The following is a 23,076-nucleotide window of genomic DNA, read 5'->3' as shown; positions in this document are numbered from 1 at the left end:
GTGTCGGGGCGCCCGGCTCGCCGTGGTCAGCGTCACGGGTCCTGTGATGTGTGCCAGGGAGGGGGCCCGGCCCCCGGATGCGTACCCTGTTCTGCGTTGTCCGAAGCCCTCCGGGACGACCGCCAGAACCACACCCCGTGACAAGGAGCGTCCGTGCTCGACTTCCTCAAGGCCGCCGTCCTCGGCCTGATCCAGGGGCTCACCGAGTTCCTGCCGATCTCGAGCAGCGCGCACCTGCGGATCTTCCCCGAGCTGTTCGGCTGGGGCGACCCGGGCGCCGCCTTCACCGCGGTCATCCAGATCGGTACCGAGCTGGCCGTGCTGATCTACTTCCGCAAGGACATCTGGCGGATCGCGACGGCCTGGCTCCGGTCGCTGTACAACCCTGCGTGGCGCGGCAACCTCGACGCCCGGATGGGCTGGTTCATCATCGTCGGCTCACTGCCGATCGTGGTCCTCGGCATCCTGCTCAAGGACGTCATCGAGGACGACTTCCGCAGCCTGTGGATCATCGGCACCACGTTGATCGTGATGGGGGTGATCCTCGGCATCGCCGACCGGGTCGGGTCCACCGACCGCACCATCCGGCGCATGAACGCCAAGCACTCGGTGTTCCTCGGACTGGCCCAGGCGATGGCGCTGATCCCCGGGGTCTCCCGCTCCGGCGCCACCATCAGCATGGGCAGGTTCCTCGGCTACGACCGGGAGGCGGCGACCCGGTTCGCGTTCCTGCTCGCGATCCCGGCCGTGATCGGCGCGGGCGTCTTCGAGCTCAAGGACGTCCTCGAGTGCGGCGCCGCCTCGGCCTCGGCCGAGTGCGTGAACACCTACGGACCGTGGCCGACGCTGCTGGCCACGATCGTGTCCTTCGTCGTCGGGTACGCCGCGATCGCCTGGCTGCTGCGCTACGTGAGCACCCGGTCCTACCTGCCGTTCGTGATCTACCGGATCGCGCTCGGCGTCTTCACGCTCACCCTGGCCGGCGTGGGCGTGCTCAACGCCTGAACCGCCCCCGGCGCGACGCCAGGACGGCCGGCACCGGCCCGGCTACAGCCAGCCGGACTTCTTGAACAGCCGGTGCAGCGCCACCGACGAGGCCACCATCACCGCGAGCGCGAAGAAGTAGCCGTAGCGCCAGCCCAGCTCCGGCATGTGCCGGAAGTTCATCCCGTAGACCCCGGCGATCAGGGTGCTGAAACCGGCGATCGCCACCCAGGCGGAGATCTTCCGCATGTCGTCGTTCTGCTGCACGCTGATCCGGGCCAGGTGCGCGTCGAAGGCGGTGGACAGCAGCGAGTCGAGCGAGTCGACGACCTCCGACACCCGGGCCAGGTGGTCGGCGACGTCGCGGAAGAAGGGCGCGGAGTCGCTGGGGATCCCCGGCACCGAGCCCGAGGCGAACCGCTTCATCGGGTCCTTGAGCGGGTTCAGCGCCCGGCGCATCTCGGCGAGCTCGCGCTTGAGGACGTAGATCCGGGCGGAGTCGTCGCTGCGTCCGGGGGAGAAGACCGACTCCTCGACCTCGTCCACGTCGACCTCCAGGGACGCGGCCACGGCCTCGTAGCTGTCGACCACCCGGTCGCAGATCGCGTAGATCACCGCCGACGGGCCGTGCCCGAGCACGACGGTCTGCTGCTCGAGGTCGTGCCGTGCCGAGGACAGCTCGGTGCCCTCGCCGTGCCGCACGCTCACCACGAAGTCGCTGCCGACGAAGAGGTTGATCTCGCCGGTCTCCACGGCGTCGAGCTCGTCGACGTACCAGAGGGTCTTGAGGACGAGGAAGAGGCCGTCGTCATACCGCTCGAGCTTGGGCCGCTGGTGGGCGTGCAGCGCGTCCTCGACGGCGAGCGGGTGGAGCTGGAACAGCGACGAGACCCGGTCCATCTCCTCGGGGCTCGGCTCGTGGAGCCCGACCCAGACGAAGTCGTCACGGCCCGTGCTCGCCTCGCGGACCGCGGCGAGGTCCTGCCGGTCGGCGTCGACGGGCACCCGGACACCGTCGCGGTAGAGGGCGCAGTCAACGATCATGGGGTCAGGCTACGGCGTCTACAGTCGGATCCATGGCAACGGTGATCCTGGCCCGACACGGCCGTACGACGGCCAACGCGTCCGGTGTGCTCGCGGGCCGGAGCAAGGGCGTGCACCTCGACGACCATGGTCTCGAGCAGGCCAGGGCGGCGGGGGAGCGGCTCGCCGGCCTGCCCCTGGCCGCGGTCGTCACGAGCCCGCTCGAGCGGTGCAAGGAGACCGCCCGGGAGATCGCGCGGCTCCAGGCGGGCAGCCCGACCCCGAGCAGCGAGCGCCGGCTGGTCGAGTGCGACTACGGCACCTGGACCGGCCAGCCGCTCGCCACGCTGGCCAAGGAGCCGCTGTGGAAGACAGTGCAGGCCCACCCGGCGGCGGTCACCTTCCCGGGCGGGGAGTCGATGGCACAGATGATGGCCCGGGGGGTGGCCGCGGTCCGCGACTGGGACGCGCGGATGGAGGCCGAGCACGGCGCCGACGCGGTCTGGGTCGCGGTGAGCCACGCCGACGTCATCAAGTCGATCCTGGCCGACGCGCTCGGCATGCACCTGGACCTCTTCCAGCGGATCCACGTCGACCCCGCGTCGCTGTCGGTGGTGCGCTACACGCCGCTGCGTCCGTTCGTGATCTCCCTCAACTCGGTCGCCGGCGACCTCAGCGGCCTCAAGCCGCCGGTGAAGAAGCGCCGGCGGAGCAAGCTGTCCAGTGACGCCGCGGTCGGCGGGGGAGCCGGTGCGGTCCGGCCCGCCGCTGCCCGCGCGCGGCGTGGACCCCTCGCATAAGGTCGGACTCATGTCTCCCGTCATCCACTCCTACGACCCGCCCGAGCGATTCGTCGCCGGCACCGTCGGCCCGCCGGGACAGCGGACGTTCTTCCTCCAGGCCCGGTCCGGGGCCCGGGTCACCAGCGTCTCCCTCGAGAAGCAGCAGGTGTCCGTCCTCGCCGAGCGGATCGACGAGCTCCTCGACGAGGTCATGCGCACCGGCGACGGCGAGACCACGGTCCCGGCCGTCGCGCCCGTCGGCCTCGAGGACCCCAACCCGCTCGAGCAGCCGATCGTGGAGGAGTTCCGCGCCGGGACCATGACGCTGTCGTGGGACGCCGCCGACGAGCGGATCGTGGTCGAGGTCTTCCCGTTCACCGAGGAGGCGCTGATCAGCCCCGACCAGCCGGAGGAGGAGATCGACGAGCCGGAGCCCGAGGAGGTCTTCGTCGTGCGGATCCCCGCCGGCCTGGCCCGGGCCTTCAGCAAGCGCGCCCAGAGCGTGGTCTCCGCCGGCCGCCAGCCCTGCCCGTTCTGCGGCGGACCGGTCGACCCGGGTGGTCACCTGTGCCCGCGCGCGAACGGCTTCCGTCGTACCACCGAGTGACGGGACCGTTCGGCGTGGACAGCGTGCTCTCACCCGCCGAGGAGCACACCATCCTCAGCTCCGGGGCGATCGAGCTCCGGGGACGGGTGCTGCCCGCGTCGAACCTCACCTTCTTCGGCGAGGCCGCGGTCGACGGCCGCGCCGTCCGCTGTGTGTACAAGCCGGTCTCCGGCGAGCGGCCGCTGTGGGACTTCCCGGACGGCACGCTGGCCTCCCGGGAGGTGGCGGCGTACGTCGTCTCCCAGGCCACCGGCTGGGACGTCGTCCCGCTGACCCTGCTGCGCGAGGGGCCGTTCGGGCCGGGGATGGTGCAGCTGTGGCGCGAGCCCGACGCGGACCAGGAGCCGGTCGACCTGGTCGACCCCGACGACCTGCCCGCGGGCTACCTGCACGTGCTGGACGCCCTCGACGGCGACGACCGGCCCGTCGCGCTGGTGCACGAGGACAGCGCGCCGCTGCGACGGATGGCGGTCTTCGACGCCCTGGTGAACAACGCCGACCGGAAGGGCGGGCACGTCCTCGCGATGCCGGGCGGCCACCGGTACGGCGTCGACCACGGGGTCAGCTTCCACGTCGACCCCAAGCTGCGCACCGTGCTCTGGGGCTGGGCCGGGGAGCCGCTGCACCCCGAGGACGCGGCCGTGGTGACCGGGCTCGCGGAGCAGGTCGCCGACCCGGTCAGCGACCTGAGCAAGCGGCTCGCGGGGCTCCTCGACGAGGTCGAGGTCCGCGCGCTGCTGCACCGGATGGAGCGCCTCCTGGGCAGGGGCCGGATGCCCGTGCCGTCGGGGCGGTGGCCCGCGATCCCGTGGCCGGCGTTCTGACCCCGGTTGGTTAGGCTTCGGGCATGCGCGCCTGGTCACGTCCGGAGGTTCCGAAGCTCGACGGTTTCGGGTCCGCACCCCCCGTCAGCATCCACAACACCGCCACCGGCGCGGTCGAGACGAGCGACCCCGCGGGCGCGGCGCGCATGTACGTCTGCGGGATCACGCCGTACGACGCCACCCACATCGGGCACGCCGCCACCTATGTCGGCTTCGACCTGCTGTACCGGGCGTGGCTCGACGCCGGGCACGACGTCGCCTACGTCCAGAACGTCACCGACGTCGACGACCCGCTGCTCGAGCGCGCCACCGCCACCGGCGTGGACTGGCAGGAGCTCGCGGAGCGCGAGACCGAGCTGTTCCGCGAGGACATGACCGCTCTGCGGGTGCTCCCGCCCGACCACTACGTCGGCGCCGTGGAGTCCATTCCGCTGGTGGTCGAGGTGGTCCAGCAGCTGCAGACCCGCGGCGCGGTGTACGACGTGGACGGCGACCTGTACTTCTCGGTGCGCTCCGACCCGCGCTTCGGCTCGGTGTCCAACCTCGACGACGCCGAGATGGCCCGGCTCTTCGGCGAGCGCGGCGGCGACCCGGACCGGCCGGGCAAGAAGGACCCCCTCGACTGCCTGCTCTGGCAGGCCGAGCGTCCCGGCGAGCCGGCCTGGGACAGCGCGCTGGGCCGCGGTCGCCCGGGATGGCACGTCGAGTGCTCGGCGATCGCCCTGCGCTTCCTCGGCGAGACCTTCGACGTGCAGGGCGGTGGGAGCGACCTGGTGTTCCCGCACCACGAGATGAGCGCGTCGGAGGCGCAGGCGGCGTTCGACGGGATGACCTTCGCGAAGTCCTACGTGCACGCCGGGATGGTCGCCTTCGAGGGCGAGAAGATGTCGAAGTCCAAGGGCAACCTGGTGCTCGTCTCCGCGCTGCGCCGCAGCGGTGTGGACCCGATGGCGGTGCGCGTCGCGCTGCTCGCCCACCACTACCGCAGCGACTGGGAGTGGACCGAGGACGACGTGACCCGCGCGGAGTCCCGGCTGGCCGCGTGGCGGGCCGCGGTCGTGACGGCCTCGGCCGGTGACGCGGAGCGGCTGGTGGACGCCGTACGGCGGTCCCTGGCCCGTGACCTGGACGCCCCGGCCGCCCTGGACGCGGTCGACGCCTGGGCCGCGGGGCCGCGAGACGGCGACGGCTCCGGCGCGGACACGGTCCGCGCACTGCTCGACGCGCGGCTCGGCGTCCTCCTCTAGGGGGACCGGACCGACCGACGCCGACCAGGCGCCGCCAGGCGCCTCCGCCGGCCGCGAGCGGCTACTGCTCGTCGGTCTCCCGGCGCTTGAGGTAACGCTCGAACTCCCGCGCGATCGCCTCGCCGCTGGCCTCGGGCAGCTCCGCGGTGTCGCGGGTCTCCTCGAGCGCCCGGACGTAGTCGGCGATCTCCTCGTCCTCCTCGGCGAGCTCGTCGACGCCGCGCTCCCACGCCCGGGCCTCCTCGGGCAGGTCCGCGAGCGGCACCGAGATCTCGAGCAGGTCCTCGAGCTGCCCGAGCAGGGCGAGCGTCGCCTTGGGGCAGGGGGGCTGGGCGACGTAGTGGGGGACAGCCGCCCAGAACGAGACCGCAGGCATGTCGAGCTGGGTGCAGGCGTCCTGGAACACCCCGACGATGCCGGTGGGGCCCTCGTAGTTGGACTGCTCCAGCTTGAGCCGGTCGGCGAGGTCGGGCTCGGTGGCGGTGCCGGTGACCGGGATCGGCCGGGTGTGCGGCGTGTCGGCGAGCAGGGCGCCGAGGGTCACGACGAGCTCGGTGCCGAGCTCCTCGCAGGCCGCGAGCAGCTCCGCGCAGAACTGCCGCCAGCGCATGTTGGGCTCGATGCCGCGCAGCAGCACCACGTCGCGGGTGGCGCCCGGGGGACGGGCGACCGAGATCTGGGTGGAGGGCCAGGTGATCTTGCGCATCCCGGCCTCGGTGGTGCCGACGACGGGCCGGTTCATCTGGAAGTCGTAGAAGTCCTCGGGGTCGATCGCGGCGACCACCTTGGCGTCCCAGACCTTGATCAGGTGGTCGACGACCGAGGAGGCGGCGTCGGCCGCGTCGTTCCAGCCCTCGAACGCGGCGATCAGCACGGGGGAGTCCAGCTCGGGCACCTCTTCGATCTCGATCACCCTGCCAGCCTAATGTCTGCCTGCCCCGGCGCACGCTTGGTGGTGTCCGGGAGGATGAGACGGCGGTGTCAGCATGCGGAATGCAGTCGGAGCGGCCCGGGCCACCGACCTACGCTGGATCGGACGTGCGACCGCCCGCACCGTCGCCCCCTGCCCCGAGGAACCCACGTGCCCGACTCCCCGCTGATCCGTCCGGACGCCTCGGACGAGCTCTCCGCCGCCCTGCGGGACCGCATCCTGGTCCTCGACGGGGCGATGGGGACGATGATCCAGCGGCACCGGCTCGGTGAGGCCGACTACCGCGGCGCGCGGTTCGCGGACTGGCCCACCGACCTGCAGGGCAACAACGACCTGCTCAGCCTGACCCAGCCGGAGCTGGTCCGGGAGATCCACCTCGAGTACCTTCGCGCCGGCGCCGACGTGGTGGAGACCAACACGTTCAACGCCCAGCGGATCTCGATGGCCGACTACGCCATGGAGGAGCTCGCCTACGAGCTGAACCGCGAGTCCGCGCGGCTGGCGCGCGCGGCCGCCGACGAGATCACCGCGGAGACGCCCGACCGGCCCCGCTACGTCGCCGGGGCGCTCGGCCCCACGAACCGGACCGCGTCCATCTCCCCGGACGTGAACGACCCCGGCAAGCGGAACATCACCTTCGACGCGCTGGTCGAGGCCTACCTCGAGCAGGCCGACGGCCTGGTCGACGGGGGAGCGGACCTGCTGCTGGTCGAGACGATCTTCGACACGCTCAACGCCAAGGCGGCGATCTTCGCGCTGGAGACGCTGTTCGAGCAGCGTGAGCGCCGCTGGCCGGTGGTCATCTCCGGCACCATCACCGACGCCTCGGGGCGAACCCTGTCCGGCCAGGTCACGGAGGCCTTCTGGAACTCCGTGCGCCATGCCCGTCCTCTCGCGGTCGGGCTCAACTGTGCGCTCGGCGCCAAGGACATGCGCCCCTACGTGGCCGAGCTGTCCCGCATCGCCGACTGCTTCGTCTCCTGCTACCCCAACGCCGGCCTGCCCAACGCGTTCGGCGAGTACGAGGAGGCGCCGGAGGAGACCGCGGGCGTCGTCGAGGAGTTCGCCGCCGACGGGCTGGTCAACCTGCTCGGCGGCTGCTGCGGCACCACCCCCGAGCACGTGGCGCAGATCGCCGCGCGGGTGGTCGACAAGGCCCCGCGCGAGGTGGTCGAGGTCGCCCCGGCGTGCCGGCTCTCCGGGCTCGAGCCGCTCAACCTGACCGCCGAGTCGCTGTTCGTCAACGTGGGGGAGCGGACCAACATCACCGGGTCGGCCCGCTTCCGGCGGCTGATCAAGGAGGGCGACTACAACACCGCCCTCACCGTCGCCCGCCAGCAGGTCGAGTCCGGCGCCCAGGTCATCGACATCAACATGGACGAGGGCATGATCGACGGGGTCGAGGCGATGGACCGCTTCGTCAAGCTCGTCGCCAGCGAGCCCGACATCTCCCGCGTGCCGGTGATGGTGGACTCCTCGAAGTTCGAGGTGGTCGAGGCCGGGCTCAAGTGCGTCCAGGGCAAGGCGATCGTCAACTCCATCTCGCTCAAGGAGGGCGAGGAGAAGTTCGTCGAGCACGCCCGGCTGTGCCGCAAGTACGGCGCCGCGGTGGTCGTGATGGCCTTCGACGAGGACGGCCAGGCCGACGACCTCGAGCGGCGCAAGGAGATCTGCGCCCGCGCCCACCGGATCCTGACCGAGGAGGTAGGGCTGCCGGCCGAGGACATCATCTTCGACCCCAACATCTTCGCGGTGGCCACCGGCATCGAGGAGCACGCCAACTACGGCGTCGACTTCATCGAGGCGACCCGCTGGGTGAAGGAGAACCTCCCCGGCGCCCTGGTCTCCGGCGGCGTGTCCAACGTGTCCTTCTCGTTCCGCGGGAACAACCCGGTCCGCGAGGCGATCCACGCGGTGTTCCTCTACCACGCGATCCAGGCCGGCATGGACATGGGGATCGTCAACGCCGGCGCCCTGGTCGTGTACGACGAGATCGACGCGGAGCTGCGGGAGCGGATCGAGGACGTCGTGCTCAACCGGCGGCCCGACAGCACCGAGCGCCTGCTCGAGGTCGCCGAGCGGTTCAACGCCGACGGGCCCCGCGAGCAGGTCGCCGACGAGGCCTGGCGGTCGCTGCCGCTGGGCGAGCGGATCACGCACGCCCTGGTGAAGGGGATCGACGCCCACGTCGAGGACGACACCGAGGCGCTGCGTCAGGAGATCTCCGAGCGGGGCGGTCGGCCGATCGAGGTCATCGAAGGCCCGCTGATGGACGGGATGAACGTCGTCGGCGACCTCTTCGGCTCGGGCAAGATGTTCCTCCCGCAGGTCGTGAAGTCGGCCCGGGTGATGAAGAAGGCCGTCGCGTACCTGATCCCCTTCATCGAGGCGGAGCGGCAGCCCGGCGACGCCGAGCGCAGCAACGGCAAGATCGTGATGGCTACCGTCAAGGGCGACGTCCACGACATCGGCAAGAACATCGTCGGCGTCGTGCTCCAGTGCAACAACTACGACGTGGTCGACCTCGGCGTGATGGTGCCCGCGCAGAAGATCCTCGACACGGCCAAGCAGGAGGGCGCCGACATCATCGGGCTCTCCGGGCTGATCACGCCCTCGCTCGACGAGATGGTCAACCTCGCCGCGGAGATGGAGCGGCAGGGCTTCGACATCCCGCTGCTCATCGGCGGCGCCACCACCTCGCGGGCGCACACCGCGGTGAAGGTGACGCCGAAGTACCACGGGCCCGTGGTCTGGGTGAAGGACGCCTCCCGGTCGGTCCCGGTGGCGGCCGCGCTGCTCTCCGACACGCTGCGGCCCCGGCTGCTCGCCGACGTGCAGGCCGACTACGACTCGATCCGCGAGCGGCACGCCGCCAAGCTCAACGACCGGAAGATGCTGACGCTGGCGCGCGCCCGGGACAACCGGACCCCGATCACGTGGGACGACTACGAGCCGCCGCGGCCGCGGGTGCTCGAGCAGGGCGAGCCGTCGTACCTGCGCACCTTCGAGGGCTACCCGCTCGCGGAGCTGCGCGAGTACATCGACTGGCAGCCGTTCTTCAACGCCTGGGAGATGAAGGGCCGCTTCCCCGACATCCTCAACAACCCCGCATCCGGCGAGGCCGCCCGCAAGCTGTACGAGGACGCGCAGGAGATGCTCGACCGGGTCGTCGACGAGGGCTGGCTCACCGCGAACGGGGTCGTCGGCCTGTTCCCGGCCAACCGGCTCGGCGACGACGACATCGAGGTCTACACCGACGAGACCCGCAGCGAGGTGCGCACCACGCTGCACCACCTGCGCCAGCAGGGCGAGCACCGCGACGGGATCCCCAACCGGTCGCTGGCCGACTACGTGGCACCCAAGGAGACCGGGCTGGCCGACTACGTGGGCGGGTTCGCGGTGACCGCGGGGCTGGGCAGCTCCGAGAGGGTCGCGGAGTTCAAGGCGGCGCACGACGACTACAACGCGATCCTGTTGGAGTCGCTCGCCGACCGGCTGGCGGAGGCGTTCGCGGAGCGGATGCACGAGCGGGTCCGTCGCGAGCTGTGGGGCTACGCGGACGACGAGGACCTGGACAACGACGCCCTGATCAAGGAGCGCTACCGCGGGATCCGGCCCGCGCCGGGCTACCCCGCATGCCCCGACCACACCGAGAAGGCCCTGCTGTGGGACCTCCTCGACGTCGAGGCGCGCACCGGGCTGGAGCTCACCGACAGCATGGCGATGTGGCCGGGCGCAGCGGTCAGCGGCTGGTACTTCTCCCACCCGGACTCGCAGTACTTCGTCGTGGGCCGGATCCTCCAGGACCAGGTCGAGGACTATGCCGAGCGGAAGGGCTGGACGCTGCGCGAGGCGGAGAAGTGGCTCTCGCCCAACCTCGGCTACGAGCCCGAAGACTGACGTGCGCAGGCACAGGTCCGACCTCGCAGCCGTGCTGTGGGACATGGACGGCACCCTGGTCGACACCGAGCCCTACTGGGTGGAGTCGGAGTTCGCGCTGGTCGAGGAGTACGGCGGCTCGTGGAGCCAGGAGCACGCGATGAACCTGGTCGGCAACGACCTGCTCGACTCGGGACGCTACATCCGCGAGCACGGCGGGATCGACCTCGAGCCCGCCGACATCGTCGAGCAGCTGCTCGACCGGGTCACCGCGCGCGTGGAGAAGGAGGTGCCCTGGCGGCCGGGTGCCCTCGAGCTGCTCGCCGAGCTCCGCGCGCACGGCGTGCGGTGCGCACTGGTGACGATGTCCTACCGGCGGTTCGCCGACCCGATCCTGCGGCACCTCCCCGAGGGGACGTTCGAGGTGGTCGTCACCGGGGACGCGGTCTCGCAGGGCAAGCCGCACCCGGAGCCCTACCAGAAGGCCGCCGCAGTGCTCGGCGTCGACCCGGGGCACACGCTGGCGATCGAGGACTCCAACACGGGGGCGAGGTCCGCGGAGGCGGCCGGCTGCACGGTCCTGGTGGTCCCCAACCACGTGCCGGTGCTTCCGGGTGACCGGAGAATCTTCGCCCCGACCCTGGCGGGCCTCTCGTTTTCCACCCTTCCGAGACCGATCCAGCACTGATCGTTGCGAGATTGCGACCGTTTCCGGGGTGTTTTCCGCTGGCAGTGCCCGAACCGTGGCAGTAAGGTCGCCGGGACTCCGCTCCTGACACCCGTGTCGGAGCACGTATTCGTGAGGTGGAAAGTTGAACCGCAGACGAGGGGTACTGGCGCTCGCCAGTGCGGGCGTCCTCGTCGCCACGCTTGCAGCATGTGGCGGCGATGAATCGTCCAACGGAAACAACGGCAGCGGCGGGTCCGGCGAGGCGTGGATCCTCGGCACGACGGAGTCCGTCACCGCGATGGACCCGGCAGGTTCCTACGACTTCGGCTCGTGGAACATGCAGTACAACATCTTCGAGCAGCTCCTCACGATCCCCGCGGGGGAGACCGAGCCGGTCGGCGACGCCGCGGAGTCGTGTGACTACGACGACCCGCAGACCGTCACCTGCACGCTGCGGCCGGGCCTGAAGTTCTCCAACGGCAACGACCTCACCTCCTCGGACGTGAAGTTCTCCCTCGAGCGCAACATCGCGATCGCCGACCCGAACGGCTCCGCCGTGCTGCTCGGCCAGATCACCGACGCGAAGACCGGCAAGGTCGCCGAGGGCGCCATCGAGACCCCGGACGACACCACCGTGGTCTTCCACCTCAACGCCGCAGACACCACCTTCCTCAAGCTGCTGTCGACCGCGACCACGTCGATCGTGGACGAGGACACCTTCCCGGCCGACAAGCTGCTCGCGGACGACCAGGTCGTCGGCTCCGGCCCGTTCAAGCTCAGCCAGTACAAGCCCGGCGAGCAGGCCGTGCTCGAGGCCAACGAGGGCTACGACGGCCCGCGCACCCCGCAGAGCCCGCAGATCTTCGTCCAGTACTTCAGCGAGACGTCGCCGCTCAAGCAGGCCGTCGAGAACGGCGAGGTCGACATCGCCTGGCGCACGCTGAGCCCGACCGACCTCAACGACCTGGAGACGAAGGACGGCGTCGAGGTCATCAAGGGTGAGGGCTCGGAGTTCCGCTACTGGGTGTTCCAGTTCGCCAACGACGCGGTCAAGGACGTCGCCGTCCGCCAGGCCGTGGCGCAGGTCATCGACCGCGAGACGATCGCCCAGGACGCCTACGACGGCACCGTCGAGCCGGCGTACTCCATCGTCCCGCCGGGCTTCGGTGGCCAGAAGAACTCCTTCGAGGAGGCGTACGGCGAGCCGAACGCCGACGCCGCGAAGAAGCTGCTGGCCGACGCCGGCGTGAAGACCCCGGTCGAGCTGAAGATCGGCTACACGCCGACCCACTACGGCCCGAACGCGGTCGACGAGGCCACCGAGCTGGCCGCCCAGCTCAACGAGAGCGGCCTGTTCAAGGTCACCACCGACTCCGCGGAGTGGGAGGAGTACCAGACCCTGTACAAGGAGGGCGCCTACGACCTCTTCATCCTGGGCTGGTACCCCGACATCCTGGACGCCGACAACTACCTGTCGCCGTTCATCCGTGACGGTGGCTTCTACGCCAACAACTACAGCAACCCCGAGGTCAACAAGCTGCTCGACCAGGAGCTCGCGGAGACCGACGAGGCCAAGCGCAACGAGATCATCGGCCAGCTCCAGGACATCGTGGCCGAGGACGTCCCGCTGGTCCCGTCGTGGAACGGCCAGAACGTCGCCGTCGCCGTGGACGGGATGGAGGGCGTCGAGGACACTCTGGACCCGACGTACATCTTCCGGTTCTGGGGCATAAGCAAGAACTAGTGCGACGAGGGGGGAGGGCGCGATCATGATCGCGTCCTCCCTCTTCCCCTGTCAGGAAGGAACCAGATGAGCTCGGGATCAGGATCCCTGCCTCGTTACATCGCCCAGCGCCTGCTCTTGATGATCCCGATGATCTGGCTGATCGTCACGATGGTGTTCATCCTGCTGAGGGTGGCACCCGGCGACCCGGTCACCGCGGCGGTCGGCGGCAAGCTCAACGAGGAGGCCCTCGACGCCAGGCGGGCGGCCCTCGGCCTAGACCGGCCGCTGATCGTGCAGTACCTCGACTACCTCGGTGACATCGCGACGCTGGACTTCGGCAAGACGATCTCCGACAACCGCCCGATCACCAGCATCATCGTGGACAACGGCGGAGCGACGCTCAGCCTCACGATCGGCGCGTTCGCGTTCGCGCTCCTGATGGGCATCCCGCTGGGCCTGCTCGCGGGCCGGTACCGCGACAGCGCCGGTGACGTGGTGATCCGCATCTTCGGGGTGGTCTCCTACGCGGCGCCGATCTTCTTCATCGGCCTGCTGATGCAGATCTGGGTGGCGGGCCCGCTGGGGCTGCCCACCTCGGACATCGCCTCACCGATCACGAAGTTCCAGGTCGAGCCGGTCACCCACATCCTGCTGCTCGACGCGATCATCGCGGGAGACACGGAGTCCACCGTCGACGTGCTCAAGCACCACGTCCTGCCGTGCTTCACCCTCGGGCTGCTGCTGTCCGGTGTCTTCATCCGGCTGGTCCGCGTCAACCTCCTGATGACGCTCAAGGGCGACTACGTCGAGGCGGCGCGCGCACGGGGCATCCCCGAGCGGTACGTCATCCGCCGGCACGCCTTCCGCAACGCGCTGGTGCCGGTGATCACCGTGCTCGGCCTCCAGGTCGCGCTGACCCTGTCCGGCGCGCTGCTCACCGAGAGCACGTTCAACTGGCCCGGGCTCGGGACCCAGCTGATCGACTACCTGACCGCACGTGACTACGCGGCGGTGCAGGGTCTGGTGACGTTCTTCGCGGTCGTGGTCGTCGTGGTGAGCCTCCTCGTCGACGTCATCAACGCCGCTATCGACCCCCGAGTGAGGTACTGATGCTCAACCGCCTGCTCGCTCCCTTCCGCAATACGACCGGCCTGGCCCGGTGGATCCTGGTCACGGGCATCGTGATCACGATCGCGTTCGTGGTGATGGCGGTCTTCGCGCCGTGGCTCGCGCCGCTGGACTTCAACCAGCAGAAGGTGGACGGCGTCAAGCTGCCCAAGCTGGCCGCACCCAGCGACGACTACTGGTTCGGCACCAGCGACCAGTTCTACGACGTCTTCTCCCGGGTGATCTGGGGGGCGCGGACCGCCCTGGTCGTCGTCACGCTCTCGGTGCTCTTCTCGGTCCTCATCGGCGTCCCGCTCGGCCTGATCTCGGGGTTCGTCGGCGGGTGGACCGACCGGATGCTGGTGTTCGTGATGGACGCGCTCTACGCGTTCCCGACGCTGCTGCTCGCGATCGTCTTCTCGTTCCTTCTCCGCGACGCACTCGGTGGCGGCGTCACCGCGGCCGCCCTGTCGCTGACGGTGATCTACATCCCGCAGTACTTCCGCGTGGTGCGCAACACCACGGTCTCGGCCCGGGAGTCGACCTACGTGGAGGCGGCTCGCGCCATCGGTGCGAAGAACAGCTCGATCATGGGCCGCTACCTGTTCGGCAACGTCATCCAGTCGGTGCCCGTCATCGGCACGCTGAACGCCGCGGACGCCATCGGGACGCTCGCCGCCCTGGGCTTCCTCGGCTTCGGCATCCAGCCGAACGAGGCCTCGGAGTGGGGCTACGACCTGAACCGTGCTCTCGACGACGCGTCCTCGGGAATCTGGTGGACCGCGCTCTTCCCCGGCCTGGCCATCGTCTTCCTCATCACCGGCCTGACCCTGGTCGGCGAGGGGCTCAACGAGACGGTGAACCCGTCGCTGCGCAAGCGCCGGATCCGCAAGGTCGAGATGCCCCCCAACGAACCCACCACCGCGCTGGTCGAAGGAAGGACCCGATGACCGAGCTGTACGACGCCCCCGTGGCCGCCCGCGACGACAACGCGCCGGTCATCGACGCCCAGGACATCCGGATCTGGTACGGGTCCGAGCGGGGCCCGGTGAAGGCTGTCGACGGAGTGTCGTTCAGCCTGCGCAAGGGCGAGATCCTCGGCCTGGTCGGCGAGTCCGGCTGCGGGAAGTCCACGATCGGCCGGGGTCTGCTCGGCCTGCTGCCGCCCGGTGCCGAGATGGACGGCGCCCTCCGGTTCAAGGGGGAGGACCTGCTCGCGCTGCCGAAGAAGGAGATGTTCGCCAAGCGCGGCGCCGAGCTCGGGATGATCTTCCAGGAGCCGCTGACCCGGCTGAACCCGCTCATGCGGATCTCCGAGCACTTCGAGGAGACGCTGCGCACGCACGAGAAGAGCATCGGCAAGGAGGAGATCCAGCGCCGCGCGCTCGAGGTGCTCCGCCTCATGGGTATCCCACCCACGCGGTACCGCTCCTACCCGCACGAGTTCTCCGGCGGCATGCGGCAGCGGCTGATGATCGCGCTCGCGCTCGTGCTGCGGCCGGCGTTCGTGGTCGCGGACGAGCCGACCACCGCTCTGGACGTGCTGGTCGAGGCGCAGATCATCCGGATCCTGCACAGCCTGCGCAGCGAGTTCGAGACCTCGCTATTGCTGATCACCCACAACCTCGGCATCATCGCCGAGGCGTGCGACCGGGTGGCGGTGATGTACGCCGGTGAGATCGTCGAGATCGGCGACGCCCGGGAGGTGTTCTCCGACCCGCAGCACCCGTACACAAGGGAGCTGCTCCGGTCGACGATCTCGCTCTCGACGACCGGCCTGAACTTCATCCCGGGTGCCCCGCCGGACCTGGTGAACCCGCCGACCGGCTGCCACTTCCACCCCCGCTGTCCCGACGCCATGAACATCTGCGCGACCCGCCACCCGGTGCAGCACGCGATGCCCAACGGCACCCGCGTGCAGTGCTGGGCGGCCGACCTCGCCCACGGTCGGGCACCCGACCTGACCGAGGACGACACGGCGCCACTGGTCCGAGAGGAGATCTCCGTTGCAGACGAAGCGTGACGTGACCGCGACGGGGGAGAGCCTCGTCGACATCAGGGACCTCGAGGTCCACTTCGAGCTGCGCGGCGGCATGCTCAAGCGGCTGCTCGGCATGGACACCGGCACCGTGAAGGCCGTCGACGGGGTGAACATCTCCCTGAAGCGGGGCGAGGTGCTCGGGCTCGTCGGCGAGTCGGGCAGCGGCAAGACCACGCTCGGCCGCGCCATGCTCGGTCTGGCCCGGTCCACCAAGGGCTCGATCACCTACCACGAGCGCGGCGGGGAAGGCCAGACCCGGGAGCGCGTCGTCTCGCAGCTCAAGGGCGCCGACCTGCGTTCCCTGCGCACCGACCTGCAGATGGTCTTCCAGGACCCGAACGCCGCCCTGAACCCCTCGATGACCATCGAGGCCGCGGTCGGGCACCCGTTGAAGATCCACGGCATCGCCAAGGGGGAGGACCTGCGCCCCCGCGTCGCCGCGGCGCTCGAGCGCGTGGGCCTGGCCCCGGCCGAGCAGTTCATGTCGAAGTACCCCGCCGACCTGTCGGGCGGCCAGAAGCAGCGCGCCGTGATCGCCCGCGCCATCATCCTCGACCCCGAGGTGCTGGTGGCCGACGAGCCGGTGTCGATGCTCGACATGAGCGTGCGCGCGAAGATCCTCCAGCTCATGGTGGACCTCAAGAAGGACCTCGGGCTCACCTACGTCTACATCACCCACGACCTGGCGAGCGCGAAGTTCTTCTGCGACCGGATCGCGATCATGTACCTCGGCCGGGTGGTGGAGATCGGGCCGACCGAGGAGATCTTCGCCGACCCCAAGCACCCGTACACCAAGGCGCTGCTGAAGGCGATCCCCGAGCCGGACCCGAACAAGATGGTGCCGCGCGACCTGCCCCGCGGGGAGATCCCCGACGCGGCGAAGCCTCCGCTCGGCTGCTCGTTCCACCCGCGCTGCCCCGAGGCCGTGGCGGAGTGCGGCTGGGAGTCGCGCGACCTGCGAGTGCTGCTCGAGGAGCACTGGACCCGGCAGGAGACCACGTCGTACGAGGAGGAGCAGGCGCTCGTCGGCAGCCTGGACCGGCTCGACGACCCGCAGAAGACGGTGACCCTCGGGTCGGGGGCGGACTCCGCGCGCGTGCGCGGGCTGCTCGACCGGATCCGGCAGGAGAACCCGTCGGAGCCCTTGTGGAGCGGGGTCGACGAGATCAGCGAGACCGGGGACGGCGTCGAGGTGCGCTTCCACCAGGGCTTCGACCCGGAGCTCCGGCCCTCGGGCGGGGTCGAGGTGGCCTGCGTGCTGCACCCGAAGCCGGTCACCGTGGAGCCCTTCCGCCCCGAGTGACGTGTGATCGCCGCGGGCGGGTCCGGTCAGGCCGTCTCGGTCAGGCCGGGCCGGCCTCGCGCACGCTCTCGCGGGACGCCTCCGGCTCCGGCGGCGCGCCGATCTGGAGCACCGGCAGCTCCGGCGGCGTGCCGCCGAACTCGGGGCAGAACGACTGGTGGGCGCACCAGCCGCACAGCGCGCTCTTCCGGGGCCGCCAGTCGCCGGTGCTCTGGGCGTGCGAGATCGCCTTCCACAGCGCCTCCACCTTGCGCTCGGTGGCGAGCAGGTCTGCCTCGTCGGGGGAGTAGCGCAGCAGCTCGCCGCTGCCGAGGTAGACCAGCTGGAGCATCGCCGGGACCACGCCGCGGGTGCGCCAGATGACCAGCGCGTAGAACTTCATCTGGAACAGCGCCTTCGCCTCGAAGGCCTCCCGGGGCGCCTTGCCGGTCTTGTAGTCGACCACCCGGATCTCCCCGGTCGGGGCGACGTCGACGCGGTCGATGAAGCCGCGCAGCAGCAGCTTGGAGTCGAGCAGCGTCTCGACGTAGAGCTCCCGCTCGGCGGGCTCGAGGCGGGTGGGGTCCTCGAGCGCGAAGTAGCGCTCGAGCGAGTCGCGGCACGAGGCGAGCCAGGCGCCGATCTCCGGGCCCTCCTCGCCGAACATCTCGGCGACCTCGGGCTCGGCCTCGACGATCGCCTCCCAGGCCGGCTCCAGCATCTGCGCAGCCTGGTCGGAGGTGCGTGACGCGGCCGGCAGGTCGAACAGGTCCTCGAGCACCTTGTGCACCACCGTGCCGCGGACGGCGTCGGGGGAGTAGGGCTCGGGCAGCTTGTCGACGGTGCGGAACCGGAACAGCAGAGGGCAGGACATGAAGTCGCTGGCGCGGCTCGGCGACAGCGACCCGAGCACGTCGACGCCGTCGACGACGGTGCGGGAGGCGAGGTCCTGGGTCATGCCGGAAACCCTAGGTCACCCCGCCGACAGTTCCGGCAGCGACGCGGAGGGCGTCCGCCCGGGCGCACCGGATAGCGTTGGGACGTGGAACAACGGACGGCACCGGCCGGCGGACCGGCACCCCGGCGTGAGCCGGGCACCCTGCGGATCGGACAGATCGGCGGGGTCGACGTGCTCGTGCGCTCGTCCTGGCTGCTCGTGGCGGCGCTGATCGCGGTCATGCTCGCGCCGCGGGTGGAGCAGGTGCAGCCGGGGCTGGGCGGCGGGAAGTACCTCGCCGGCCTGGCCTTCGCGGTGCTGCTCTACCTGTCGGTGCTCCTGCACGAGATGTCCCACGCGCTGATGGCCAAGCGCTACGGGCTCCCGGTCAAGTCGATCACCCTGCACTTCCTCGGCGGCGTGACCGAGATCGAGGGGGAGCCGGACACCCCGCGGCGGGAGTTCGGCGTCTCCGTGGTGGGACCGCTGACCTCGATCGCGGTGGGCGCGGTCTTCGCCGGCCTATGGTTCGTCACCCCCGACGGGCTGCTGCTGATGGCGGTCGAGGGACTGGCGGGCGCCAACCTCCTCGTCGGCGTGCTCAACCTGATCCCCGGGCTGCCCCTCGACGGCGGCCGGGTGCTCAGGTCGGCGGTCTGGAAGGTCACCGGCAGCCCGCACACCGGGACCATCGTGGCGGGCTGGGGAGGCCGGGTGGCCGCCGTCCTCGCGCTGTCCTACCCCCTGCTGATCGAGGTCGTCACCTCCCGGCAGCCCGACCTCGTCGACTACCTGCTGGCGTTCGTGATCGCCACGTTCCTGTGGGGCGGGGCGTCCACAGCGATCATGTCGGCCAGGCTACGGCGCAAGCTGCCGACCCTGCGGGCCCGTTCGCTGGCCCGTCGTACCCTCGCCGTCCCCCACGACCTGCCGCTGTCCGAGGCCGTCCGCCGCGCGCAGCAGGAGCAGGCGGGCAGCATCGTCGTCCTCGACCAGCATGCCCGGCCCTCGGGCATCGTCAACGAGGCGGCTCTGCTCGCCACCCCCGAGGAGCGCCGGCCGTGGCTCCCGGCGGAGGCCGTCGCCCGGTCGATCGAGCCCGGGCTGATGCTCCCCGCCGACATCGCCGGTGAGGACCTGGTCCGGGCGATGCAGCGCACCCCGGCGACGGAGTACCTGCTCCTCGAGGCCGACGGAGGGGTGTACGGCGTCCTCACCACCTCCGACGTCGACCGCGCTTTCGCGGCCACCCCCTAGCGACGGTTATCCTCCTGCGCATGCCCACCCCTGAACCCGCCCCGGTCGAGCCTGCCGTCGTGACGGACGAGGACGACGTCACCCCCGAGACCTGGTCCGGCGTGCACCGGGGTCCGCTGCGCGCAGGGGAGTGGGTGCGGCTCACCGACACCAAGGGCCGGCGGCACAACATCTGCCTCACCGTCGGCAAGCAGTTCTTCACCAACCGCGGCTCTATCGACCACGACGAGCTGATCGGCCGCCCCGAGGGCTTCGCGGTCACCTCGTCGGCGGGCGGCGAGTACCTGGTCTTCCGCCCGCTGCTGAGCGAGTTCGTGGTCTCCATGCCGCGCGGGGCCGCCGTGGTCTACCCCAAGGACGCCGCGCAGATCGTCGCGATGGCCGACATCTTCCCGGGCGCCCGGGTGGTCGAGGCGGGCGTCGGGTCCGGGGCGCTGACCTGCTACCTGCTGCGAGCGGTGGGGCCGCACGGCCGCGTGTCGTCGTACGAACGCCGCGCCGAGTTCGCCGAGGTGGCCACCAGGAACGTCACGCAGTTCTTCGACGGGGAGCACCCGGCCTGGAACCTCACCGTCGGCGACCTCGTCGAGTCGCTTCCCCAGGGCGACCCCGCCGGGACGGTCGACCGGGTCATCCTCGACATGCTCGCCCCCTGGGAGTGCGTCGATGCGGTGGCCGACGCGCTCACCCCCGGCGGCCTCGTGTGCGCCTACGTCGCCACCACCACCCAGCTCGGCCGCACGGTCGAGACGATCCGCGCCCACGGAGGCTTCACCGAGCCACAGCCGTGGGAGACCCTGGTCCGCGACTGGCACGTCGAGGGCCTCGCGGTCAGGCCCGGGCACAAGATGGTCGGGCACACCGGGTTCCTGGTCACCGCGCGCCGGATGGCACCGGGGGAGATCGTCCCGGCGAAGAAGCGCCGTCCTGCCCCGGGCGCCTACGGCGTGGACTACCAGGGGCCGCGTCCCGCCGGGCTCCCGCCGGCGGTCGCGGAGGAGCCGTACGACGCCTGAGACGCCCCTCTCGAACCGTTTCGATTCCGCAACCGACACTCACGAGATATCTCCCTCACATCCTTGTCGCCGCGGGTAGGGTCGAGTCCACAGCACTGCTGCGGAGGTGATGAACGTGTCAGCATCAGAGAGCGGTCCCGGCCGCTCGCGTTCGCCCGAGGAGCTGCACGCGCAGCTCGGGTTCCTCGAGGACGAGGTCACCGAGCTGCGGCGCCGGCTCGCCGAGAGCCCCGTGCACTCCCGCGCCGTCGAGGCCCGGCTTGCCGAGACCCAGCGGTCCCTGGCCGCGGTCACCGCCCAGAACGAACGGCTCGCGCAGACGCTGCGCGACGCCCGCGACCAGATCCTCACGCTCAAGGACGAGGTCGACCGCCTCGCCCAGCCGCCCGCCGGGTTCGGCACCTTCCTGCACCGCAACGAGGACGACTCGATCGACGTCTTCACGGGGGGCCGCAAGCTGCGGGTGAACGTCAGCCCGTCGGTGGACCTCGACGAGCTCCAGCGGGGCCAGGAGGTCATGCTCAACGAGGCCCTCAACGTCGTCGCCGCGCTCGACTTCGAGCAGGTCGGCGAGGTGGTCATGCTCAAGGAGTTCCTCGCCGACGGCGACCGGGTCCTCGTGATCGCGAACGCCGACGAGGAGCGCGTCGTACGCATCGCCGAGCCCCTGCGCGGGGAGACCCTGCGCGCCGGTGACTCGCTGCTGCTCGACGGCCGCTCCGGCTACGTCTACGAGCGGGTTCCGAAGTCGGAGGTCGAGGAGCTCGTCCTCGAAGAGGTCCCCGACATCGACTACGAGAACATCGGCGGACTCAAGGGGCAGATCGACGCGATCCGCGACGCGGTGGAGCTTCCGTACCTCTACCCCGACCTGTTCACCGAGCACCAGCTCAAGCCGCCGAAGGGCGTGCTGCTGTACGGCCCGCCCGGCTGCGGGAAGACGCTGATCGCGAAGGCGGTCGCGAACTCGCTGGCCAAGAAGGTCGCCGCCAAGACGGGGCAGGAGGGGAAGAGCTACTTCCTCAACATCAAGGGCCCCGAGCTGCTCAACAAGTACGTCGGCGAGACCGAGCGGCACATCCGGCTCGTGTTCCAGCGTGCCCGGGAGAAGGCCAACGGCGGTACGCCGGTCATCGTGTTCTTCGACGAGATGGACTCCCTGTTCCGTACCCGCGGCTCGGGCGTCTCCTCCGACGTGGAGAACACCATCGTCCCGCAGCTGCTGTCGGAGATCGACGGCGTGGAGGGCCTCGAGAACGTCATCGTGATCGGCGCCTCGAACCGCGAGGACATGATCGACCCGGCGATCCTGCGCCCGGGCCGGCTCGACGTGAAGATCAAGATCGAGCGGCCCGACGCCGAGTCCGCCCGGGACATCTTCTCCAAGTACCTCGTCTCCGCGCTGCCCCTGCACGCGGACGACCTCGCCGAGTTCGGGGGTGACCGGGACGCCTGCGTCGCGGGGATGATCCGGGCCACCGTCGAGCGGATGTACACCGAGACCGAGGAGAACCGCTTCCTCGAGGTGACCTACGCGAACGGCGACAAGGAGGTCCTGTACTTCAAGGACTTCAACTCCGGCGCGATGATCCAGAACATCGTCGACCGGGCCAAGAAGATGGCCATCAAGGACCTCCTCGACACCGACCAGCGCGGACTCCGGGTGACCCACCTGCTCCAGGCGTGCGTGGACGAGTTCAAGGAGAACGAGGACCTGCCCAACACGACGAACCCCGACGACTGGGCCCGCATCTCCGGCAAGAAGGGCGAGCGGATCGTGTTCATCCGCACGCTGATCACCGGCAAGCAGGGCACCGAGCCGGGCCGCTCGATCGACACCGTGTCGAACACCGGTCAGTACCTCTGACCGGTGCACGGTTCGGGGGCCGGGGACGGGGTACGTTCCCACCCCTGGACCATCAACGAGGAGAACCCATGAAGTGGATCCTGATCATCGCCGTCGTGCTCGTCATCGTCTTCCTGGCGCAGAAGTTCCTGGCCGGCCGCCGCTGACGGCCCGCCGGCACGGAGCAGCCGCTGAACCCGCCCCCGTCGGGTCCAGCGGCTGCTGTGCTTCCCGGACGGCCCGAGGCCGGCGGCTCCTACGGCCCGCCGGAGCCGAGGTCGCGTGCCGCCTCCACCGCGGAGGCGTACCGCCAGCGGCGGCGCGCCACGAACTCGTCCGCGTCCTCCTGCTGCCGGCGCCGCTCGCGCAGCGACTCAGCCGCCGAGGCCGCGTTGGCCCGGGAGACGTCCTGGCTCATCAGGCGGTTCAGTCCACGTCGCATCTCATCCACGGGTGCTCCCTCCTACCGGTACGAGGTCGTTGACTTCCGTGCGCAGCCGCTGCTCGAGCCAGCGCACGAGCCAGGGGTCGAGGTGGGCCGCGGCCACCCGTCCCTTGCACACCCCCTCCATCAGCGCGCGTGCCGACTCCTGCAGCACGACGCCCGCCTCGCGGGACCAGCGCACCAGGACCGCGAACGCCTCGTAGGACCCGACGCCGTACCTCAGCATCAGGACTCCCTTGGCCTGTTCGACGACGGCGCTCTCGGGGTCCTCGGGGACGTGCGGACCGGGCACCCGCTCCAGGGGGGTCGTTTCCGGCTCCCGCTGGCGGGGGACTGTGCAGGTGTGGTTCATGCGGGGGACCTCCGGATGCACGCGAATGCCATCAGGTTCTGGGGTGGCTGCCCGCTGCGCCGTGGCGACGGGGAGGGGCGTGGAGAGCCTCAAGTTAGCAACGGCCGGAGAGGGCCGACA

Annotated in this window: 20 protein-coding genes; 15 read left to right on the top strand and 5 right to left on the bottom strand. The window is 70.4% G+C overall.

What is annotated here, in order from left to right:
* Positions 1 to 153: 153 nt before the first annotated feature.
* Complete coding sequence (locus K1X13_RS00840) at positions 154 to 1,005, top strand: undecaprenyl-diphosphate phosphatase (protein WP_221023162.1); 852 nt, start codon at positions 154 to 156, stop codon at positions 1,003 to 1,005.
* Positions 1,006 to 1,047: 42 nt separating this feature from the next.
* Here K1X13_RS00840 and corA read toward each other — a convergent pair whose 3' ends face one another.
* The gene (gene corA, locus K1X13_RS00835; protein WP_221023161.1) at positions 1,048 to 2,028 is read right to left on the bottom strand and encodes a magnesium/cobalt transporter CorA; all 981 of its coding nucleotides are present in this window, start codon (positions 2,026 to 2,028) and stop codon (positions 1,048 to 1,050) included.
* 32 nt (positions 2,029 to 2,060) lie between these two features.
* Here corA and K1X13_RS00830 point away from each other — a divergent pair, with 32 nt between their 5' ends.
* The 4 genes from K1X13_RS00830 to mshC are packed head-to-tail and all read left to right on the top strand — an operon-like array spanning position 2,061 to position 5,467.
* Positions 2,061 to 2,807 (top strand): histidine phosphatase family protein, encoded by a 747-nt coding sequence (locus K1X13_RS00830; RefSeq protein WP_221023160.1) that lies wholly within the window; start codon positions 2,061 to 2,063, stop codon positions 2,805 to 2,807.
* 10 nt (positions 2,808 to 2,817) lie between these two features.
* Complete coding sequence (locus K1X13_RS00825) at positions 2,818 to 3,396, top strand: DUF3090 domain-containing protein (RefSeq protein ID WP_221023159.1); 579 nt, start codon at positions 2,818 to 2,820, stop codon at positions 3,394 to 3,396.
* Between the two features lie 23 nt (positions 3,397 to 3,419).
* Positions 3,420 to 4,220, top strand: a complete 801-nt coding sequence (locus K1X13_RS00820) for an SCO1664 family protein (RefSeq protein ID WP_308249317.1) — start codon at positions 3,420 to 3,422, stop codon at positions 4,218 to 4,220.
* Positions 4,221 to 4,243: 23 nt separating this feature from the next.
* Entirely contained in the window at positions 4,244 to 5,467 is a 1,224-nt protein-coding gene (gene mshC / locus K1X13_RS00815; protein WP_221023158.1) for a cysteine--1-D-myo-inosityl 2-amino-2-deoxy-alpha-D-glucopyranoside ligase, read from the top strand.
* Between the two features lie 61 nt (positions 5,468 to 5,528).
* On the opposite strand, the gene K1X13_RS00810 is transcribed toward mshC, so the two are convergent.
* On the bottom strand, positions 5,529 to 6,380 hold the full coding sequence (locus tag K1X13_RS00810; RefSeq protein ID WP_221023157.1) for a PAC2 family protein: 852 nt from the start codon (positions 6,378 to 6,380) through the stop codon (positions 5,529 to 5,531).
* A gap of 168 nt (positions 6,381 to 6,548) precedes the next feature.
* On the opposite strand from K1X13_RS00810, the gene metH reads away from it, so the two are divergent.
* The 7 genes from metH (at position 6,549) to K1X13_RS00775 (ending at position 17,124) form a co-directional block, all read left to right on the top strand.
* On the top strand, positions 6,549 to 10,298 hold the full coding sequence (metH, locus tag K1X13_RS00805; protein WP_308249316.1) for a methionine synthase: 3,750 nt from the start codon (positions 6,549 to 6,551) through the stop codon (positions 10,296 to 10,298).
* A 1-nt stretch (position 10,299) separates the two neighbouring features.
* On the top strand, positions 10,300 to 10,965 hold the full coding sequence (locus K1X13_RS00800; RefSeq protein ID WP_308249315.1) for an HAD family hydrolase: 666 nt from the start codon (positions 10,300 to 10,302) through the stop codon (positions 10,963 to 10,965).
* 124 nt (positions 10,966 to 11,089) lie between these two features.
* The gene (locus tag K1X13_RS00795) at positions 11,090 to 12,691 is read left to right on the top strand and encodes an ABC transporter substrate-binding protein (RefSeq protein WP_221023155.1); all 1,602 of its coding nucleotides are present in this window, start codon (positions 11,090 to 11,092) and stop codon (positions 12,689 to 12,691) included.
* A 66-nt stretch (positions 12,692 to 12,757) separates the two neighbouring features.
* Positions 12,758 to 13,783, top strand: coding sequence for an ABC transporter permease (locus tag K1X13_RS00790; protein ID WP_221023154.1), 1,026 nt, complete (start codon positions 12,758 to 12,760; stop codon positions 13,781 to 13,783).
* Complete coding sequence (locus K1X13_RS00785; protein ID WP_221023153.1) at positions 13,783 to 14,730, top strand: ABC transporter permease; 948 nt, start codon at positions 13,783 to 13,785, stop codon at positions 14,728 to 14,730. The genes K1X13_RS00790 and K1X13_RS00785 overlap by 1 nt, the downstream gene beginning before the upstream one ends.
* On the top strand, positions 14,727 to 15,803 hold the full coding sequence (locus K1X13_RS00780; RefSeq protein WP_221023152.1) for an ABC transporter ATP-binding protein: 1,077 nt from the start codon (positions 14,727 to 14,729) through the stop codon (positions 15,801 to 15,803). Before K1X13_RS00785 ends, K1X13_RS00780 begins: the two co-directional genes overlap by 4 nt.
* Positions 15,787 to 17,124 (top strand): ABC transporter ATP-binding protein, encoded by a 1,338-nt coding sequence (locus K1X13_RS00775; RefSeq protein WP_225914480.1) that lies wholly within the window; start codon positions 15,787 to 15,789, stop codon positions 17,122 to 17,124. The genes K1X13_RS00780 and K1X13_RS00775 overlap by 17 nt, the downstream gene beginning before the upstream one ends.
* A 40-nt stretch (positions 17,125 to 17,164) precedes the next feature.
* Here the strand turns inward: K1X13_RS00775 and K1X13_RS00770 are convergent, their stop codons facing one another.
* Positions 17,165 to 18,061 (bottom strand): RecB family exonuclease, encoded by an 897-nt coding sequence (locus K1X13_RS00770; protein ID WP_221023151.1) that lies wholly within the window; start codon positions 18,059 to 18,061, stop codon positions 17,165 to 17,167.
* 84 nt (positions 18,062 to 18,145) lie between these two features.
* On the opposite strand from K1X13_RS00770, the gene K1X13_RS00765 reads away from it, so the two are divergent.
* The 3 genes from K1X13_RS00765 (at position 18,146) to arc (ending at position 22,180) form a co-directional block, all read left to right on the top strand.
* Positions 18,146 to 19,297, top strand: a complete 1,152-nt coding sequence (locus K1X13_RS00765) for a M50 family metallopeptidase (RefSeq protein WP_308249314.1) — start codon at positions 18,146 to 18,148, stop codon at positions 19,295 to 19,297.
* 20 nt (positions 19,298 to 19,317) lie between these two features.
* Positions 19,318 to 20,313, top strand: coding sequence for a tRNA (adenine-N1)-methyltransferase (locus tag K1X13_RS00760; protein ID WP_221023150.1), 996 nt, complete (start codon positions 19,318 to 19,320; stop codon positions 20,311 to 20,313).
* Between the two features lie 115 nt (positions 20,314 to 20,428).
* Positions 20,429 to 22,180, top strand: a complete 1,752-nt coding sequence (arc, locus tag K1X13_RS00755) for a proteasome ATPase (protein WP_308249313.1) — start codon at positions 20,429 to 20,431, stop codon at positions 22,178 to 22,180.
* Positions 22,181 to 22,415: 235 nt separating this feature from the next.
* Here arc and K1X13_RS00750 read toward each other — a convergent pair whose 3' ends face one another.
* Together K1X13_RS00750 and K1X13_RS00745 are read right to left on the bottom strand one after the other, a co-directional pair.
* Positions 22,416 to 22,610: a hypothetical protein gene (locus tag K1X13_RS00750; RefSeq protein WP_221023148.1), complete on the bottom strand. Its 195-nt coding sequence runs from the start codon at positions 22,608 to 22,610 to the stop codon at positions 22,416 to 22,418.
* Positions 22,603 to 22,956, bottom strand: coding sequence for an ANTAR domain-containing protein (locus K1X13_RS00745; RefSeq protein WP_221023147.1), 354 nt, complete (start codon positions 22,954 to 22,956; stop codon positions 22,603 to 22,605). Before K1X13_RS00745 ends, K1X13_RS00750 begins: the two co-directional genes overlap by 8 nt.
* Positions 22,957 to 23,076 lie beyond the last annotated feature (120 nt).

It is taken from the genome of Nocardioides jiangsuensis (assembly GCF_019679455.1).
GTDB lineage: Bacteria > Actinomycetota > Actinomycetes > Propionibacteriales > Nocardioidaceae > Nocardioides_C > Nocardioides_C jiangsuensis.
Note: the sequence above shows the minus strand (reverse complement) of the source record. Positions and strands in the feature narration are given on the sequence as shown.